We start from the raw sequence: 17,236 nt of genomic DNA, 5'->3' as shown, positions 1-17,236 counted from the left end.
CGCCGGGCGCGCCTCGCGCCCCGCGCTCCGCGCGTTCCCGCCGCTGCGCCTCGGTCGGCGCCCGCGGCGCGATCGGGCCTGAGAAGTCGCAGCCGGCCTCCTTGGCCAGGCGCTCGCCGAGCTGCTCGCGCAGAACCCGGGTCTTGATCTCCTCGATGTCGCCGTCCAAGAGCTCGCCGAGCTGGAAGGGGCCGTAGGACACCCGGATCAGCCGGTTCACCTGCAGGCCGAGCGTATCGAGGACGTTGCGGATCTCGCGGTTCTTGCCCTCGCGGATCGCCATGGTGATCCAGACATTGCTGCCCTGGGCGCGGTCGAGGGTCGCCTCGATCGGTCCGTACTGCACGCCCTCGACCTCGAGGCCGCCCTTGAGCGCGTCGAGCGCCGCCTGGTCGACCTCGCCGTGGGCCCGTACCCGGTAGCGGCGCAGCCAGCCGGTCGCCGGCAGCTCGAGCAGGCGGGCGAGGCCGCCGTCATTGGTCAGCAGCAGCAGGCCCTCGGTGCCGATATCGAGCCGGCCGACGCTGATCAGCCGCGGCAGATCCTCGGGCAGGGCGTCGAAGATGGTCGGGCGGCCCTCGGGGTCGAAGCTGGTCGTCACCAGCCCGACCGGCTTGTAGTAGAGAAACAGCCGGGTGCGCTCGGCTGCCGGCAACGGTTCGCCGTCGACCGTGATGCGGTCGTTCCGGGTCACGTCGAGGGCCGGCGAGGTGATCACGGTGCCGTTGACGGCGACGCGGCCGGCCTCGATCCACGCCTCCGCGTCGCGGCGCGAGCACAGGCCGGCGCGGGCCATCACCTTGGCGATGCGGTCGCCGTCCGGCGGGGCGGGGCGCTGCTCGGGCGCGGCGTCTGGGTTTTGGGGCTTGTCCGACATGGCCTCGATCTTGGATAAGTGAGCGAGCCTGATAGCAGAGTTCGCGCGACGGAACGAGCCGTGACCTCCTTCATGGATTTGGCGCTCGCCGAAGCGCGGGCGGCGGCGGCGGCCGGCGAGGTGCCGATCGGTTGCGTGGTCGTGCGCGACAACCGGGTCATTGCGCGAGCCGGCAACCGGACGCTCGCCGATCGCGACCCGACCGCGCATGCCGAGATGCTGGCGATCCGGGCCGCTGCAGCCGCGGTCGGCTCGGAGCGCCTGGTCGACTGCGACCTCTACGTCACGCTGGAGCCGTGCCCGATGTGCGCGGCCGCGGTCTCGTTCGCCCGCATCCGCCGGCTCTATTTCGGCGCGACGGACCCGAAGGGTGGCGCCGTCGAGAGCGGGGTGCGGTATTTCGGCTCGACCACCTGCCACCACCGGCCCGAGGTCTATCCCGGCATCGGCGAGACCGAGGCGGCCGGGATGCTGCGGGCTTTTTTTCGGGAGAGGCGAACCTAGGGCGGACCAAAAACCGGCTCAGTCTTTCAGCAGCGCCGCCAAATCCCGCTTGATCTCGTCCTTGATGGCCTCGCCGGCCCGGATGATGGCGATCGCCTGCAGGAAGTCGAGCAGACCGAAGATCGCGACATTGGGGCGGATCAGGAGGTCGGGCCGCACCCGCTGCAGCTTCTCGGCCACGATGGTGTTGCCCATGAGCGTGATGGTGGCGAACACCGAATCCCAGGCCTCCGGCACGGCGGCTTTTTCGCGCGGCCCCGCCGAGCAGTCGACCGCCACCACCACGTCGGCGCGACCGGCGAGCTGGGTGAAGGGCAGGGGATCGACGGCGGCGCCGTCGACCAGCACGCGGCCCTCGTGCTCGACCGGCTGCACCAGGCCGGGGATCGCCATCGAGGCGGCAATGGCGGGGCGCAGCGGGCCCTCCGAGAACACCACCTCGGCCTGGCCGTAGAGGTCGCTGGCGATCACCAGGAGCGGGATGGCCAGCGCCGAAAAGTCCTCGGGCACGGCCTCGGGCAGGAACGCCGCGCAGAACTTGTCGGCGTCGAGCAGCACCGGGTTGTGGCCGAACGGCACCCGCAACAGGCTCGACCAGGCGAAGCCGGCGGCGCGCGCCCCGAGCAGGCGGCGGATCAGGGTGGCGCGATCCTGCACCATGGCGATGACGTGGCGGCGCAGCGCCCGCGGGCTCATGCCGGCCGCGTAGGCGGCGCCCATCACGGCCCCGATGGACGAGCCCGAGATCGCCACCGGCTTGACGCCGAGCTCGTCGAGCGCCTCGAACACGGCGATATGGGCGAGGCCGCGCGCCCCGCCGGCGCCGAGCGCGAGCGCGAAGGTTTTCATGGGGCCGCGCTCCGCGCGCGATCTTCGCCTGCTCCGTCATTCCGGGGCGCGGACCGGAGGTTCGCGAGCCCGGAATCCATATCCCCGGTGCCGATTGCTCTCGCGAGACAGGGGCTATGGGTCCCGGGCTCGCGCCTTCGGCGCGCCCCGGGACGACTGCGACGAAACACGATCGTCAGGTCGCTCCTCACGCCGCCCCCGTGAGAAACGGCAGGAGCGCCGCCGTCGTGGCGGTCGGGTTCTCCTCGGCCGGGAAGTGGCCGGAGTCGATCGGCTGGCCGCGGACGTCGTCCGCCCATTCGCGCCAGGTGGCGAGCGGCGAGTTCTCGCTGGGGATGCCCCGGGCGCCCCACAGCGCCAGCACCGGGCAGTCGATCTTCTTGCCGGCGGCGCGGTCGGCCTCGTCGAAGGCCAGATCCGTGGTGCGGCCGGCCCGGTAGTCCTCACAGCTCGCGTGGATGTGCATGGGGTCCTGGAAGGCGGCGCGGTAATGGGCGAGCGCGCGCGGATCGAACGGCTTGAGGTCCTTGGTGCCGCTCCAGCTCGCCATCTTCCAGTCGAGGAAATAGTCCGGGTCCTTGCCGATCATGGTCTCGGGGAACGGCTCGGGCAGCGCCAGGAACGTCCAGTGCCAGACCTTGTAGGCGAGCGTCTGGTCCATCGCGTGCCACATCGCGAAGGTCGGGACGATGTCGAGCACGGCGAGGCGCTCCAGCCGGCCGGGGTGATCGAGGGCGAGGCGGTAGCCGACCCGGCCGCCGCGGTCGTGGCCGACCAGCGAGAAGCGCGCGAAACCCAGCGCCTCCATCAGGTCGATCATGCCGGCCGCCATGGCCCGCTTGGTGTAGGGCGCGTGGTCGGCGCCCGCGCGCGGCGCCGCCGACCAGCCGTAACCGGGCAGATCTGCCAGCACCAGGCGGAAGTGCTTCGCCAGCGCCGGGGCGACCTTGTGCCAGATCACGTTGGACTGCGGATAGCCGTGCAGCATCAGGAGCGGCGGCCCGCTGCCGCCCGAGCGGGCGAAGATCCGGCCCGCGCTTGTGTCGATCCAGTGGGACTCGAAGCCGGGATAGAGATCGGCGAGATCGGACATCTGCGACTCCAGGACATGCGCCGACTCCGGACGACGGACCGGCGGGTCGCAGCATAGCCGGATCGCGGTGGCGTCCGTAAGACGAGAGACGCCGCCGGGGCACACGCCTTCTGGGCGGGCAGGTGCCGAGGTCGTCCGTCGGCCTAGGTGCCTCGCGTTTCGATCTTCGGCCAAGCCGCGGCCGAGGTCTCGATCTGCTGCTGCTTCGAATAGTTGGCGATGCCGAGATTGAACGTGAGCGCCACCTTGACCACCAGGGTCCGGGTGCCGACGAGGTCCGGGAACTCCTTCAGCACCTGGCCGGCGATGTCCCTGGCCTCGGCCTCCGGGTCGGCCGGCCAGCGGCGGACATAGGCCGTCACCACGATGGAGTCCTTCGTCGGGCGGCCCGTCTCGGTGCTCCAGACGCGGCTCACTCCGACGTCGCGCAGCCCGGGCCGGGTCATCAGGGCGGTGCGCACGACCAGCAGCTCGCTCAACCGCCCGGACGACTGCACCATCGACGGGATCAGCAGCCCGAACGCCAGGCTCACGGCACACAGCACGCCGACCACGATCCGGTGACCGATCCACAGCGGATGCGCGGCCGGCCTCGGCGTTCCCACGCTGATCACCATGCTGCCGACCATGAGGTCGTGCAGCGACTGGCGCGTCGTGCGATTGAACAGCAGCAGATAGAGGAGCGAAGCGCCGACGCCGATGACCAGGAAGCTCCACAGGCCGGTGACGATCGGCGAGATGTCGTCGAGGTCGAAGTCGTTGAGGATGATGGGCGCCATGACCACCAGGGCGCGCAGCGTCGCGGTTCCGATCGACAGGGGTGCGCCGTCCGGCCCCACCACGGCGATCCCGAGCAGCCGCTTGCCGAAGCTGCGCCCCTTGGTCAGCCGGCTGTCGGACAGGCCGAAATAGGCGAGCGCCAGCGCGAGGCCGATCAGCCGGGCGCCGAGCCCGAGATCGACCACGAGATCGAACAGCATCATGCCGACCGAGTAGCCGATCGCGCCGAGCAGCGTGGTGTCGAGCGTGAAGGCGATCAGCCGCCGCCACAGGGACGCGGGCGCGGCGGATGCGTTTCCGACAGGGGCTTTGGCGGGGTCCGACACGCTCATGGCAAGGCCTCGGATGGTTGGCGGACGTGCGTCGGGCGTCCGCTGAAGCTCATGATCAGGGCCCTACGGCGTCCTGCGGACGAGTCCCCTGGCGCCGATGTCGGTGCGGCAAAACCCGCCCGGCCAGCGGATCTCGGCGACTGCCGCATAGGCCTGGGCGCGCGCCTCGACGAGCGTGCGGGCGATGGCGCAGATGTTCAGCACCCGGCCGCCGACGGCGACCACCTGGCCGTCGCGCTCGGCCGTGCCGGCATGGAAGATCTCGACGTCGTCGACCTCCATGGCGGCGCGCAGCCCCTCGATCACGCTGCCCTTCTGGTAGGCGCCCGGATACCCCTTGGCGGCCAGCACGACCGTGATGGCGGACTGCGGAAACCAGCGCAGGTCGAAGTCCGCGAGCTGGCCGTCGCAGGTGGCGACCAGGGCCGGCACCAGGTCGGACATCAGCCGCAGCATCAGCACCTGGCACTCCGGATCGCCGAACCGGACATTGTACTCGATCAGCTTCGGCCCCTCGGCCGTGATCATCAGGCCGGCGAACAGCACGCCCTTGTAGGGGCTCCCCATCGCCGCCATGGCTTTGAGCGTCGGGCGGATGATCTCGTCCATGGTGCGGGCCGTGATCTCGGGCGTCATCACGGGGGCGGGCGAGTAGGCGCCCATGCCGCCGGTGTTTGGCCCGACATCGTGGTCGTAGGCGCGCTTGTGGTCCTGCGCCGAGGCGAGCGGCAGGGCGTTCTCGCCGTCGCACAGCACGAAGAACGAGGCCTCCTCGCCCGTCAAAAACTCCTCGACCACGACGCTTTCGCCCGCGGCGCCGAGCGCACCGGACAACATCTGGTCGATCGCCGCCTCGGCCTGCGCGACCGTCTCGGCGACGACGACGCCCTTGCCGGCGGCCAGCCCGTCGGCCTTGACCACGATGGGGGCACCGCGCGCCCGCACATAGGCCTTGGCCGGCTCGGCGGCGGAAAACACCTCGTAGGCCGCGGTGGGGATGTGGCTCGCCCGGCACAGCGCCTTGGTGAAGCCCTTGGAGCCTTCGAGCCGGGCGGCACCCCGGCTCGGCCCGAACGCCTTGATGCCGGCGCCGGCGAGGTTGTCGACCAGGCCGGCCACCAGCGGCGCCTCGGGGCCGACCACGACGAGATCGACCGCGTTGTCCCGGCAGAAGGCGATCACGGCCGCATGGTCGGCGATGTCGACGGGGACGCAGTCGGCCTCCTGGGCGATCCCGGCATTGCCGGGGGCGCACCACAACCGGTCGGTGAGCGGGCTCGCCGCGATCTTCCAGGCGAGCGCATGCTCGCGTCCGCCGGAGCCGAGAAGCAGGATGTTCATGCGTCAGTGCCGCAGATGGGGGTCGTCAGTGGGCTGGTCCGGCCGGCCTTATACCAGCAATCGGCGGCCGAAACCTCTGCGCTCGTCGTCCCGGGGCGCCGCGCAGCGGCGAGCCCGGGACCCATACGCCCGGTCTCGCGTGAGCCACCGGCACCGGGGTTATAGATTCCGGGCTCGCGGACCTTCGGTCCGCGCCCCGGAATGACGGGGAAGAGACCTCGCGACCAGACAGGCGGCGCGCCGCCGGTCATGCCTCGCCGACGGTCTCGAACTGGACGGCGTCGAGGGCGTCGCGCGGGCTCTTGCCGGCCCACATGACGAACTGGAAGGCCTGGTAGTAGCGCTCGCACGCCTCGGTGGCGGTGGAGAGCAGCGACTCGCACTGCGCGCCCGAGGCCTCGATGCCGCCGGCCAGCACCAGCGCGTGGCGGAACATGACGAGGCCGTCATTGGCCCACAGGTCGAAATGTCCGATCCAGAGCTGCTCGTTGATCATCGAGACCAGCTCGATCATCTCGGCGCGGCGGCGCTCCGGCACCTTGAGGTCGAACGCACAGGCGAGATGCAGCGCCTCGATCTCGCCCATCCAGGTGAACGAGACCTGATAGTCGGTCCACTTGCCGGTGATCACCAGCGTGACCTCGTCCTCGCTGGAACGGGCGAAGGACCAGTCGTTGGTCGCGGCCATCCGTTCGACGGTGTCGACCGGATTGGCGGTCCGCGAACCGGAGATTTCCATCAGCGACATGCCGCTTCTACCCCTCTGTGCCGACATGGAAGCGTACGCAGAAACGCACGCCACGCGACGACACGCGCCGGGTGCCCGAAGCGCCTGGGTCTGCAGGAGAGCCTGCGCCGCAGGGACTTCCACGAACACCGAATCACTCGGTCCGTCGACTATATCGGTTCGGACTCGACGGCCCAAACCGCTCAGAAGCGTTCGTGGATTTTGCTGAATCGCGCAACGACCGTGGCGCTTCGGTCCACAGGGAAGCGTGGAGATCCCCGCGACAGTTTGACTCACATGAAGCGGCGCGGGCCGAGTTTGAATCAAAAGTGGAACGGATCGGAATCGGAGCCGGAACGCGCGCGGCTGTCGACTTTCGCCGTTGGAGTCCGGATGTGATCAGGAGGGAGTCGGAAGCCGGTGTCGACAAGAACCGGTGTCGTGAAAGAGTCACGTGAGGGCCGGCGATCACGGTCGTGACCGCTCGTCCCCGCGAAAGCGGGGACCCAGGAGCCTCACACAAGGCTTGGATTCCCGCTTGCGCGGGAATGAGCGGAGGATGGGGCTATGTCTTAAGTGCACCGATCCGGCGGTTGCGGAGTGGACCGCGGCCCGTTCAGTCGAACAGGCTCGACACCGACTCTTCGGACGCCGTCCGGCCGATTGCCTCGCCGAGCAGCGTCGCGATCGACAGCACCCTGATGTTCTCGGCGACCCGCACGGCCTCGGTCGGCTGGATCGAGTCGGTGATCACCAGCTCCTTCAGGCGCGACGCCGTGATGCGGGCGACAGCGCCGCCCGACAGCACGCCGTGGCTGATATAGGCGTAGACCTGATGGGCGCCGCTCTCCAGCAGCGCATCGGCGGCGTTGACCAGCGTGCCGCCGGAATCGACGATGTCGTCGACCAGGACGCAGGTGCGGCCCTCGACGTCGCCGATGACGTTCATCACCTCGGACTCGCCGGCGCGCTCGCGGCGCTTGTCGATGATGGCGAGCGGCGCATTGATGCGCTTGGCGAGGCCACGGGCCCGCACCACGCCGCCGACGTCGGGCGACACCACCGCGAGCTTGGAGAGCTCGAAGCGCTCCTTGATGTCGCGCACCATCACGGGCGAGGCGTAGAGATTGTCGGTCGGGATGTCGAAGAAGCCCTGGAGCTGGCCGGCATGCAGGTCGACGGTCAGCACCCGGTCGGCGCCCGCGCGGGTGATCAGGTTGGCGACCAGCTTGGCCGAGATCGGCGTGCGCGGGCCGGGCTTGCGGTCCTGCCGGGCGTAGCCGAAATACGGCATCACGGCCGTGATGCGCCGCGCCGAGGCGCGCTTGAGCGCATCCATGATGATCAGCAGCTCCATCAGGTGATCGTTCGTCGGGTACGAGGTGGCCTGCACGACGAACACGTCGGCGCCGCGCACGTTCTCCAAAATCTCGACGAAGATCTCCATGTCGGCGAAGCGCCGGACGACGGCCCGGGTCAGCGGCGTCTTCAGGTAGGCGGCGATCGCTTCCGCCAGTCGCGGATTGGAGTTGCCGGCGACGAGCTTGATCGCTCCATTCTTGCCAGGCATTCCCGACCTCCCGAACGCCCACGCGAGCGACTAATCTACCGGCGGCGCCTGAATACAAGGCGGTCGGGTCCTAGGCAATACGACGGTTTTGTTATCCCGGCCGATTTTGCCCACTTATGGTTTCGTGGGAACACGTCCGCGCGGATTATGACGGGCGGCGGGGTGCGGCGCCACCGTGCTCCGGAGGTTCCGGCGCTCAGGGCGAGGGAGCGTCGTAGGCCGCCACCGTGAGGCCGCTGTCGCCGGGAGGAGGCGTGCCGGGGGCGCTGCCGGGCGCCGAGGGGGCCGGCGTCGGGCGCGGGGTGGCCAGGAAGCCGGCCAGCCGGTCCATGCCGCTCGACGACATGCGACGAATCACCGGCTCGTCGGCGGCCGCCCAGGTGTTACTGCCCGCACCGGTCACCGGCTCCTCGCCGGACAACCGGAAGACGCGGCGCTGGTCGGCGTCGTAGACGTCCCACACCCAGTGGATGACCGACTTTTTCGGATAGACGACGGTCGCCGTGTAGACCCGCACCCGGTAGTGGGCCGGCGTCGTGCGCGACACCACTGCGACCTGGCGTGCCTCGGCCTCGGCGGTGAGCGACTGCACCATGCGGGAGTAGACGCTTTCGGGCGGGCCATCGATCGATTCGAAGGCCACCGTGGCGGCCCGCCCCGATGGGGCGGCCGGGCTGGCCGCGACCGATCCGGTCGTCTGGCCCGAGGTCGCCGTGCAGGCGCCGCAGGCGAGTGCCAAGGCGAGCACCGCCATCGGGCCGGTCCAGCCGGTCCGTCGCGTCCGCGGCAATGCTGTCCGCCGCGCCGGCGTTGCCTGCATCCAAACCCCCGGTGCTGCCGTCGGCCCGGGTGAGCGGGCCGGTCGGGCGGTTGGCCCGCCTCGGTCGGTAACGGATCCTTAACCGTAATCGCCGCGTCGGTCCAGGGGCGGAGCCGGGGCGCCGCCGGAACGATGATCTCCGTTGCAAGTCAGTCTCGTAGCGTTTACCGCGGCGGCCGGGTCCGGTGGCGGCCGGGCCACGAAGGCGCCGCTTTTGCCGCCACTCAGGCGTCGAAATAGCACGCCCGGTCGATGTCCGGGATGAGCGCCGGCCCGGTCGGCTGCCACCCCAGAAGGTCACGGGTTCGCGCGCTCGATGCCGGGTTGTCGAGCGCGGCGAAATGCGCGAACCAGCCGAAATGGCCGGCGGCCTCCTCGCGGGTCATGCCGACCACCGGCACGTTCAGGCGCCGGCCGATCACGCCGGCGATCTCGCGGAACGGCACGCCCTCTTCGGCGACGGCGTGATATCGGGCTTCTGTGGCCCCGGTCTCGAGCACCAGCCGGTAGAGACGGGCCGCATCGAGCCGGTGCACGGCGGGCCAGCGGTTGAGCCCGTCGCCCACATAGGCGGAAACGCCCTTGTCCCGCGCGAACCCGGTGAGCATCGGAACGAAGCCGTGATCGCCGTCGCCATGGACCGATGGCGGCAGGCGCACCACCGCCACGTGCACGCCGCGCGCCGCGACCGCGGCGGCGGCCTCTTCGGACGCGACGCGCGGAATTGGCGATGCCGGGCTGTCGTCCTCGGTCACGAGACGGCGCTGCGGAAGAAGCCCAGTCGCCGAGGTGACGATCAAGGGACGGTCGGAGCCGGCGAGCGCGTCGCCGAGCGCGTCGATCGTGCGCCTGTCGATCTCGCAACTGTCCTTCAGGTTCGAGAAGTCGTGGATGAAGGCTGTATGGATCACGGCGTCCGCAGCCGCCGCCCCGTCGCTCAGGCCGGCGAGATCGTCGAGCGAGCCGCGATGCACCTCGGCTCCCGCCGCGGCCAGCGACGCGGCCGCCGCGTCCGAGCGGGCGAGGCCGAGGACGGAATGCCCTGCGGACAGCAGGTCCGAGACGATGGCGGAGCCGACGAAGCCGGTCGCGCCGGTGACGAAGACACGCATGAGAAAGTTCCTCCGGACGTTGACGAAGGACACTGTCGGGGCGCAGAATATCCGGGTAAAGTAGTGACTATATACGGGTATAATAACTAACAGGACCACCATGTCGGCGCCCCCCGAGAATCCGTTTGGGAGCTATCTGAAGGCTCGCCGCGCCAAGCTCGATCCCGTCGCCTTCGGTCTCCCGCTCGACCGGCGGCGTACGCCCGGGCTGCGGCGCGAGGAGGTGGCGCAGCGCGCCCATGTCAGCGCGACTTGGTACACGTGGCTCGAGCAGGGGCGGGGCGGCGCCCCCTCGGCCGACGTGCTCGACCGGATCGCCCGCGCCCTGATGCTGACCGAGGTCGAGCGCGAGCATCTCTTCCTGCTCGCTCTGGGCCGGCCACCGGAGGTCCGCCGACGGCCCGCCGAGGGCGTCACGCCGCGCCTTCAGCGCTTGCTCGACGCGTTCACGCTCAGCCCCGCTTATGTGAAGACCTCGACCTGGGACATCATCGCCTGGAACCGGGCCGCCGCAGCCGTGCTGGTCGACTACGGCGCTCTCGCGGCCGAGCAGCGCAATGCCCTGCGCCTTGTCTTCTGCAATCCGCGCGTGCGAGCCGCGATGCCGAACTGGGAGACGGACGCCCGGTTCGTGGTGGCGGCGTTCCGGGCCGACACGGCTCGCGCCGGAATGACGGATGCGGTCAAGCCGTTGGTCGACGAGCTGTGCCGGCTGAGCCCCGACTTCGAGGCGATGTGGCGCGACAACGATGTCCGCGGCGCCTACGGTGAGACCCCGAAGCAGGTGCGGCATCCGATCGCCGGTCCGATTGCCCTTGAATACTCGGGTTTCACAGTCGACTGCCGGCCCGATCTCGGCTTGGTGGTCTACAATCCGGCGACACCGGCGGACGCGGACCGGATCGCCGCGCTGCTGCGATCCGAGGCCGAAACCTCCCGGTAGCGGCGGCCCATCCGAAATCCCGGTGGCGCGACGCGCCCGCCGGGGTCAGGGAACCAGGGCTATCGCATTGACATGGCGGCCGTAATCCGGTTCGCCCCGGTGCGTCGCGCGACGGAAGCTGTAGAACCGCGCCGCGTCCGCATAGGTGCAGAGGCCGAGATCCTCGATGGCCGTCAAGCCCGCTGCCGCCAGCCGGGCCGCCACATAGCCGGCCAGGTCGAGCATTTGGCGGTCGCCGTCGCCCGGAGCGAAAAACCGCGCGTGCGCCGGGTCCTGGGCGACGAACAGGGTCTTCACCTCGGGGCCGACCTCGTAGTTCGGCTGGCGGATCATCGGCCCGATCGCCGCGACGATGTTTTTCCGCGCGGCGCCGAGCCGCTCCATCGCCTCGATCGTTGCGTCGGTGACGCCGGCGAGCGCGCCGCGCCAGCCGGCATGCGCGGCGCCGACCACCCGGGCCTGCGGATCGGCGAGCAGCACCGGGCCGCAGTCGGCCGTCGAGGCGCAGACGGCGAGGCCGGGCGTCCGCGTGACGATGGCGTCGAGGCGCGGCCGCGCCGTCATCGGCCAGGGCTTTTCGGCGACGATCACGTCGGCCGAATGCACCTGGTTGGCGCTCAACAGGTTCTCGGGTGCCACCCCGACCGCCGCGGCCATGCGAGCCCGGTTCTCGGCGACATGCGCCTGGTCGTCGTTGGAGCCGATCCCGGCATTGAGGCTGGCATAGATGCCCTGCGAGACGCCGCCCTCGCGGGTGAAGAAGGCATGGCGGATGCCGGGGAGGGTGTTGAGCGAGCGGGCGTGCAGCATCATGGGGCGGGGTCCAGTCCGGGCAGCGGCAGGAGCGACGGGTGGGCGAGGCCCAGCGCCTTGAACAGGCTCCCCATCCCGGTCTTTGCGGGATCGAGCAGGCGGGCGAGGGCGGCATCGATCTCGGCCGCCTTTTGCGGCGCGGCGGCCTTCAAGGTGTCGGCCCGGGTGGCGATGCCGAGCTGGCGCAGGAAACCGCCCTGGGTCACCGGCCCGTCCACCCGGGCGCCTGCGGCCGCGGCGGCGCGGGCCAGCGCGCAAAAATCCACATGGGCGGTGAGATCGGCCTCGCCGGGGTTTTGCAGCGGGTCGACGAAGTCGTGCGCCCGAACCGCCTGCAGCGTCTCGCCGAGGTCCTGATCGACATGGCCGTAGTCGACGACGAGGGCGGCGCCCTGGCGCGCCACCCGGGCGGCGATCGCCTGGACGACGGCGTCGTCGCGCCATTCGAAGATCGCCCCCGCCGGGGCGGAGCGCCAGAACTCCGGCACCTGCGCCGCGACCGCCGGGTCCTCCGGGCCGACATCGAAGACGAAGCGGCCGTCCGGGGCGAGCCCGACCGTGCGGGCGTGCCAGCCGGCGACGGACTTCACCGCCTGGTGGACCGGCAGGGAGTCGAAAAACTCGTTGGCCAGCACGATGGTGGCGCCGTCCGGCACGGCAGCGAGGTCGTGGTGCCAGGCGATCGGCACGCCGGCGGCGGCGAGCGTTTCGCGCTGGCGGCGCTCCAGCACCGGGCTGGTCTCGACCAGGTGCACCGTCATGGCGGCCCGGAAGGCGGGGAGCACCCGAGCGGCGCGCAAGACGTCGGCCATCATGGTACCGCGGCCGGGCCCGAGCTCGACGAGGCGCACCGGAACGGGCGCGCCCATCAACTGCCAGGCGGCGGCGGCCCACAGCCCCAAAAGCTCGCCGAACATCTGGCTGATCTCGGGTGCCGTGGTGAAGTCGCCGGCCGCTCCGAACGGGTCGCGGGTGGTGTAGTAGCCGTGCTGCGGGTGGCCGAGGCAGAGCGCCATCCAGTCGGCGACCGGCAGGGGGCCGCGGTCGCGGATTTTTCGGCGCAACTCTTCGGCGAGCGGGCTTGTCGAGCAGGTCGGCACGGTCGGGTCCGTCACCTGGCGTCGGCCGGCGCAGGCGCGAGCGCCGGGCGCCGCAGCGCCGTCGCGATGAAGCCGAGGCCGGCCAGGAACAGCGGGATCGACAGCAGCATCCCCATGGTCAGGCCGCCCCACAGGAAGCCGAGCTGCGGGTCGGGCTCGCGGAAGAACTCGCAGGACGACCGCGCCACCGCATAGAAGCAGGCGAACAGGCCGATCACCAGGCCGGGCCGCTTCAGCGCGCCGGCCCGCACCACCAGGGCGAGCAGGACGAACAGCGCGAGCCCTTCGAGCCCCGCCTCGTAGAGCTGGCTCGGATGCCGCGGCCATGGCCCCCCTCCCGGGAACACCATGGCCCAAGGGACCGCGTCCACGTCGGCCGGGCGGCCCCACAGTTCGCCATTGATGAAGTTGGCGAGGCGCCCGAGGAGGAGGCCGATCGGCGCGACCGCGCAAGTGAGATCGCCGACCGTCAGAAACGGCACGCCGCGCCAGCGGGCGAACAGCACCACGGCGGCAACGCAGCCGAGAAAGCCGCCGTGGAACGACATGCCGCCCTTCCAGAGCTGCAGGATTTCCAGCGGGTCGGCGAGGAAATGGTCGAAATTGTAGAACAGCACGTAGCCGGTGCGGCCGCCCAGGATGATGCCGAGCGTCACCCAGACGATGAAGTCGTCGAAATCCAGCGGCGTCAGCGGCGCCGGGCCGCCCCACAGCCGCTCGTCGCGGATCAGGGCGCGCGCATAGAGCCAGCCGAGCAGGATGCCGACGATATAGGCGAGGGCGTACCAGCGGATCGCGAACGGGCCGATGCTCACCAGCACCGGGTCGATCCGTGGGAAGGGCAGGACGGCGAGCGGCATGGTGGTCTCTCGGTCGCGGTCTTTCGGGCGCCATCTCTCGAACGGCGGGCCCGCGGGGAGGTGTTCCGGGTGATGGGGCGCCGCCGGCCGCAGGTCAAGCCGCCCGGCGACAACCGCGGGGCGATCGGCCACCGGGCGGGAGGCCGCCGATCGGCGTTTCGTGCGGGGTCGGGCGGGCCTTGCGCCGCCGCGTCTCGATCGCCATTGTCTGCCCCGACTCGAAACCCATTGCCGACAATGCATTCCGGAGACGACATCACGATGGCCCAGACGACGAGCCGGTTCTTCGACGAGATGGCCCGCCTGATGAACGACGCCGCCGGCGTCGCCCAGGGCGTGCGCCGCGAGGCGGAGACGCTGATCAAGACGCAGGCCGAGCGCATCATGCGCGACATGGACGTGGTCCAGCGTGAGGAGTTCGAGGCCGTCAAGGAGATGGCGCGCCTCGCCCGCGAGGAGAACGAGGCCTTGATGGCCCGGATCGTCGCTCTCGAGGCGAAGCTCGCCGCCGGCCCGGCGGCCTGATCGGTCGCCGACCGTCCTGCCGGGCGCGCGGCGTGCCGCGCCCGGCGCGGGGCGGGCCGGCCGACGAAGGCCTTGCGTTGCCGCCGGCGATCGGAGATGCCGGAGCGTGGCGCGCGTCAATTCACGGTTCCATGGCTGATCCCGCTCCCTCGACATCGCCCGTGTCCGGGCCCGACCCGACCGCGCGGCCCATCGCCGTGCTGGTCGACCGCGAGGGGCTCGGCGACTCGCTGCTCAAGATGCCGTTCCTGCGGGCGATCGCACGGGCTTGGCCGGGCCGGCCGATCTGGTGGATCGCCAGTCACCAGACCGCGATGGCGCACGAGCTGGCGCCGTTCGTGCGACCGCTGATCGCCGAGGTGATCGAGCACGCGGCGCTCACCCGTCCGCCGATTCCGGTGATCGGCCGATTGCGAAAGCTGCCGCCGTTCGAGCTGGTGTTCGACTCTCGGACGCGCGGCCTCACCGTGCTGCTGGCCCGGCTGTTCCTGTCGCATCGCGGCTTCTACTGCTGCCTGCCCGGATATCTCTTCTCGTCGCGCCGTCCGCCGGGGCGCTTCGCCCGGCCGCGCGGCATCGCGGCCCGCATGCTCAGTCTCGCCGAGGCGGCGATCGGCGGAACGGCCGACTGGGAGGGCGGGCTCGCGCTCTCCGACGAGGCGCGCGCCTTCGCGGCCGCCTGCCTGCCGGACGGGCGGACCTATGTGGGGCTCGCGCCAGGCAGCCGCGAGGCGCGCAAGAACTGGCCGCTGCCGCGCTTCGCCGCGCTCGCCGAGAAGCTCGCCGCCAGCGGCCGCATCCCGGTGGTGTTCATCGGGCCGCAGGAAAAGGCGGTGCGCGAGGAGCTGCTGCGCGCTGCGCCGTCGGCGATCTTTCCGGAGACCCCCCGGCTCGAGCTCGCGGTCGCGGTCGCCGGGCGGCTCGCCGCCGCGGTCGCCAACGACAGCGGCATGGGCCATCTGCTCGCCGCCACCGAGACCCCGCTGGTCAGCCTGTTCGGCCCGACCGAGGTGGCCCGTTGGGCGCCGTTCACCCGCCGCGGCATCGTGGTGAGCGCGAAGGAGTTCGGCGGCACCACCATGGAGGACATCCCGGTCGACGCCGCCTTTTCAGCGGTCGAGCGGCTGTTGGCGCAGCCGTCACGCTGATACCGGCATCCGGCAGCATGCGCAGAACATCACGACCGTCGTTCCGGGGCGGCGCGAAGCGCCGAGCCCGGAACCCATAACCCCTGTGTTTCGATAAGAAATCAGCACTGGGCATATGGATTCCGGGCTCGTGGGCCTTCGGCCCACGCCCCGGAATGACCAGCCTTGGATTCACGGCCTCTCCGCCACCAGAAAGACCTCGCCGAGCAGCGAGGAGTTCGACCACGGCACCTGCCGGCGCTTGGTCACCGACACCACCTCGGCCCGTACCCTTGTGAGCATCTGCTGCAGGTCGAGGCCAGGGGTGCCGATGTGGCGCACCAGGGCGGCCGAGAACGGGCTGTTGTCGCCCTCGCCGTCGAGCGCGACCTGGCCCGGGGCGGTGGCGAACGCGATCAGGGTGCCGGCCCCGAGCGTCGCGGCGCCGCCGAGCGCGCCGGGCGGCGCCAGCCCCGGGGCCAGCGTGAGGCCGCGGCCCGCCTCGCCATCGGCCGTGCGGCCGGCGAAGGGATTGTCCCGGCAGGCGTCGAGGATGACGACATTGGTGCGGATCTGGTCGTCCAGCCCGGCCAAAATGGTGTCGAGATCGAGCGTCGAGGCGGTGAGGCCGGCGGCGCTCGCGGCGGTGACGTCGACCGGCGCCAGATAGTTGCGGCCGTCGATCTGCATGCCGTGGCCGGCATAGAACAGCAGCGCCGTGCGGGCGCCGGTCGCCGCGCGCATGAAGTCGGCGAGGCGCGCCTGCATGCCGGCGCGGTCGAGGTCGATTCCCTCGACCACGTCGAAGCCGATCGCCCGCAGGCTTTTCGCCACCGCGCGGGCGTCGCGGCCGGGGTTCGCCAGTGGCGTCACGGCCGTGTAGCCGCCATTGCCGACGACCAGCGCGATCCGCCGCCCGGGGCCTCCTGTCGCGGCCGGCACCAGCGGACGGTCGTCGGAGCCGAGCAGGGCGAGACGTGCCCGCGCGGTCGCCTTCAGGGCGTTGCTGCTGCTGTCGCCGGCCGCGACCGCGACGGCGGCGACCGCCCGGTAGTCGGCCTCGGCGCGATTGCGGTCGCCCTTGGCCTCGAAGGCGAGGCCGCGATGGGTGTGCGCGGCGACCAGCAGATAGCCGGGCGTCGTCAGGGTCGGGATGACGCCGTCGCCATTCGTCAGGCGGATGACTTCGTCGAAGTCGGCGACGGCGCGGTCGGGCTCGCCCGTCGCCCGGTAGATCAGCCCGCGACCCAGGAAGCTGAACGGCCCCCGCGGCCCGAGCCGCACCGCCATGTTCATGTCGGCGAGCGCCCCGGAGAGATCGCCCATCGCCTGCCGGGTATGGCCGCGGTTCTTCCAGACCAGCGGCTCGCGCGGCAACTGGCGGACCGCCTCGTCGTAGTCGGCCAGCGCGCGGGCATAGTCTTTCTTCTGCAGAAACGCATTGGCGCGATTGTGCAGGATCGAGCCGTTGTTGGGCAGGCGCCGCAGCGCCTCGTTGAAATCGGCGATGGCGCGATCGGTCTGGTCGGTATCGTAAAGGGCGGAGCCGCGCAGGTTCCAGGCCGCGACCGACGCGGGATCGAGCTTCAGTGCCTCGTCGAGATCGGCGATCTCGCGGGCGTAGTCGCCTTTGCGATTGAACGCGACGGCGCGCCAGAAATGGACGCTGGCGAGCGATTTTCCGGAGACGCGGCGGGAGGCGATCAGCCGGCCGCAGGCGGCGATCGCCTGGTCGGGCGGCGTCGTCTCGCTGGTGCAGACCGTGCCGTCGTCGGCCGCCTGCGCCGCCGGCAGGGTGATGAACAGGCCGATCAGAACGGCCGACGCGGCAACCACAATCCCTCGCATGAAAATTCCCCGCAA

The 17,236-nt window shown here is 70.8% G+C and carries 16 protein-coding genes and 1 pseudogene; 4 read left to right on the top strand and 13 right to left on the bottom strand.

The window, feature by feature from the left end:
- Positions 1-79: 79 nt before the first annotated feature.
- Positions 80-886: pseudogene (locus tag HXX10_RS22510) on the bottom strand (pseudouridine synthase); the annotation flags it as partial.
- 63 nt (positions 887-949) lie between these two features.
- On the opposite strand from HXX10_RS22510, the gene HXX10_RS22505 reads away from it, so the two are divergent.
- Positions 950-1,381 carry a nucleoside deaminase gene (locus HXX10_RS22505; RefSeq protein ID WP_296525454.1) on the top strand — a complete coding sequence of 144 codons (432 nt, stop codon included), beginning with the start codon at positions 950-952 and terminating at the stop codon, positions 1,379-1,381.
- An 18-nt stretch (positions 1,382-1,399) separates the two neighbouring features.
- On the opposite strand, the gene HXX10_RS22500 is transcribed toward HXX10_RS22505, so the two are convergent.
- The 8 genes from HXX10_RS22500 to HXX10_RS22465 form a co-directional block, all read right to left on the bottom strand.
- Entirely contained in the window at positions 1,400-2,230 is an 831-nt protein-coding gene (locus HXX10_RS22500; protein ID WP_296525452.1) for a patatin-like phospholipase family protein, read from the bottom strand.
- 187 nt (positions 2,231-2,417) lie between these two features.
- Positions 2,418-3,323: an alpha/beta hydrolase gene (locus HXX10_RS22495; protein WP_296525450.1), complete on the bottom strand. Its 906-nt coding sequence runs from the start codon at positions 3,321-3,323 to the stop codon at positions 2,418-2,420.
- A gap of 143 nt (positions 3,324-3,466) precedes the next feature.
- The gene (locus HXX10_RS22490; RefSeq protein WP_296525448.1) at positions 3,467-4,435 is read right to left on the bottom strand and encodes an RDD family protein; all 969 of its coding nucleotides are present in this window, start codon (positions 4,433-4,435) and stop codon (positions 3,467-3,469) included.
- Between the two features lie 63 nt (positions 4,436-4,498).
- Positions 4,499-5,776, bottom strand: a complete 1,278-nt coding sequence (gene purD, locus HXX10_RS22485; RefSeq protein ID WP_296525446.1) for a phosphoribosylamine--glycine ligase — start codon at positions 5,774-5,776, stop codon at positions 4,499-4,501.
- A 247-nt stretch (positions 5,777-6,023) separates the two neighbouring features.
- Entirely contained in the window at positions 6,024-6,524 is a 501-nt protein-coding gene (locus tag HXX10_RS22480) for a YbjN domain-containing protein (RefSeq protein WP_296525444.1), read from the bottom strand.
- A 595-nt stretch (positions 6,525-7,119) separates the two neighbouring features.
- Entirely contained in the window at positions 7,120-8,073 is a 954-nt protein-coding gene (locus HXX10_RS22475; RefSeq protein ID WP_296525442.1) for a ribose-phosphate pyrophosphokinase, read from the bottom strand.
- A 196-nt stretch (positions 8,074-8,269) separates the two neighbouring features.
- A complete protein-coding gene (locus tag HXX10_RS22470; RefSeq protein ID WP_296525441.1) occupies positions 8,270-8,827 on the bottom strand; it encodes a hypothetical protein in 558 nt (185 codons plus the stop codon).
- Between the two features lie 290 nt (positions 8,828-9,117).
- On the bottom strand, positions 9,118-10,005 hold the full coding sequence (locus HXX10_RS22465) for an SDR family oxidoreductase (protein WP_296525439.1): 888 nt from the start codon (positions 10,003-10,005) through the stop codon (positions 9,118-9,120).
- A 100-nt stretch (positions 10,006-10,105) separates the two neighbouring features.
- Between HXX10_RS22465 and HXX10_RS22460 the strand changes: the two genes are divergently transcribed.
- Complete coding sequence (locus tag HXX10_RS22460) at positions 10,106-10,948, top strand: helix-turn-helix transcriptional regulator (RefSeq protein WP_296525438.1); 843 nt, start codon at positions 10,106-10,108, stop codon at positions 10,946-10,948.
- A gap of 45 nt (positions 10,949-10,993) precedes the next feature.
- On the opposite strand, the gene pgeF is transcribed toward HXX10_RS22460, so the two are convergent.
- From pgeF to lgt, 3 genes are read right to left on the bottom strand one after another with little or no spacing between them, the layout of a single operon-like run.
- A complete protein-coding gene (pgeF, locus tag HXX10_RS22455) occupies positions 10,994-11,761 on the bottom strand; it encodes a peptidoglycan editing factor PgeF (protein WP_296525437.1) in 768 nt (255 codons plus the stop codon).
- A complete protein-coding gene (locus HXX10_RS22450; protein ID WP_296525434.1) occupies positions 11,758-12,876 on the bottom strand; it encodes an SAM-dependent methyltransferase in 1,119 nt (372 codons plus the stop codon). Before HXX10_RS22450 ends, pgeF begins: the two co-directional genes overlap by 4 nt.
- Positions 12,873-13,721, bottom strand: a complete 849-nt coding sequence (lgt, locus tag HXX10_RS22445) for a prolipoprotein diacylglyceryl transferase (protein ID WP_296525431.1) — start codon at positions 13,719-13,721, stop codon at positions 12,873-12,875. The genes HXX10_RS22450 and lgt overlap by 4 nt, the downstream gene beginning before the upstream one ends.
- A 261-nt stretch (positions 13,722-13,982) precedes the next feature.
- On the opposite strand from lgt, the gene HXX10_RS22440 reads away from it, so the two are divergent.
- The gene (locus HXX10_RS22440) at positions 13,983-14,246 is read left to right on the top strand and encodes an accessory factor UbiK family protein (protein WP_296525430.1); all 264 of its coding nucleotides are present in this window, start codon (positions 13,983-13,985) and stop codon (positions 14,244-14,246) included.
- A 161-nt stretch (positions 14,247-14,407) separates the two neighbouring features.
- Complete coding sequence (locus tag HXX10_RS22435; RefSeq protein WP_296525427.1) at positions 14,408-15,394, top strand: glycosyltransferase family 9 protein; 987 nt, start codon at positions 14,408-14,410, stop codon at positions 15,392-15,394.
- 171 nt (positions 15,395-15,565) lie between these two features.
- On the opposite strand, the gene HXX10_RS22430 is transcribed toward HXX10_RS22435, so the two are convergent.
- Positions 15,566-17,221 carry a caspase family protein gene (locus tag HXX10_RS22430; protein ID WP_296525425.1) on the bottom strand — a complete coding sequence of 552 codons (1,656 nt, stop codon included), beginning with the start codon at positions 17,219-17,221 and terminating at the stop codon, positions 15,566-15,568.
- Between the last annotated feature and the right edge of the window lie 15 nt (positions 17,222-17,236).

It is taken from the genome of Rhodoplanes sp., from assembly GCF_013377085.1.
Lineage (GTDB): Bacteria > Pseudomonadota > Alphaproteobacteria > Rhizobiales > Xanthobacteraceae > Rhodoplanes.
The sequence above is the reverse complement of the archived record's forward strand: the minus strand, read 5'-3'. Positions and strand labels throughout refer to the sequence as shown.

Bases quoted from the DNA above. Each gene is read 5' to 3' on its own strand.
- HXX10_RS22505 (WP_296525454.1), top strand. From the start codon at position 950: ATGGATTTGGCGCTCGCCGAAGCGCGGGCGGCGGCGGCGGCCGGCGAG.
- HXX10_RS22500 (WP_296525452.1), bottom strand. From the start codon at position 2,230: ATGAAAACCTTCGCGCTCGCGCTCGGCGCCGGCGGGGCGCGCGGCCTC.
- HXX10_RS22495 (WP_296525450.1), bottom strand. From the start codon at position 3,323: ATGTCCGATCTCGCCGATCTCTATCCCGGCTTCGAGTCCCACTGGATC.
- HXX10_RS22490 (WP_296525448.1), bottom strand. From the start codon at position 4,435: ATGAGCGTGTCGGACCCCGCCAAAGCCCCTGTCGGAAACGCATCCGCC.
- purD (WP_296525446.1), bottom strand. From the start codon at position 5,776: ATGAACATCCTGCTTCTCGGCTCCGGCGGACGCGAGCATGCGCTCGCC.
- HXX10_RS22480 (WP_296525444.1), bottom strand. From the start codon at position 6,524: ATGTCGCTGATGGAAATCTCCGGTTCGCGGACCGCCAATCCGGTCGAC.
- HXX10_RS22475 (WP_296525442.1), bottom strand. From the start codon at position 8,073: ATGCCTGGCAAGAATGGAGCGATCAAGCTCGTCGCCGGCAACTCCAAT.
- HXX10_RS22470 (WP_296525441.1), bottom strand. From the start codon at position 8,827: ATGGCGGTGCTCGCCTTGGCACTCGCCTGCGGCGCCTGCACGGCGACC.
- HXX10_RS22465 (WP_296525439.1), bottom strand. From the start codon at position 10,005: ATGCGTGTCTTCGTCACCGGCGCGACCGGCTTCGTCGGCTCCGCCATC.
- HXX10_RS22460 (WP_296525438.1), top strand. From the start codon at position 10,106: ATGTCGGCGCCCCCCGAGAATCCGTTTGGGAGCTATCTGAAGGCTCGC.
- pgeF (WP_296525437.1), bottom strand. From the start codon at position 11,761: ATGATGCTGCACGCCCGCTCGCTCAACACCCTCCCCGGCATCCGCCAT.
- lgt (WP_296525431.1), bottom strand. From the start codon at position 13,721: ATGCCGCTCGCCGTCCTGCCCTTCCCACGGATCGACCCGGTGCTGGTG.
- HXX10_RS22440 (WP_296525430.1), top strand. From the start codon at position 13,983: ATGGCCCAGACGACGAGCCGGTTCTTCGACGAGATGGCCCGCCTGATG.
- HXX10_RS22430 (WP_296525425.1), bottom strand. From the start codon at position 17,221: ATGCGAGGGATTGTGGTTGCCGCGTCGGCCGTTCTGATCGGCCTGTTC.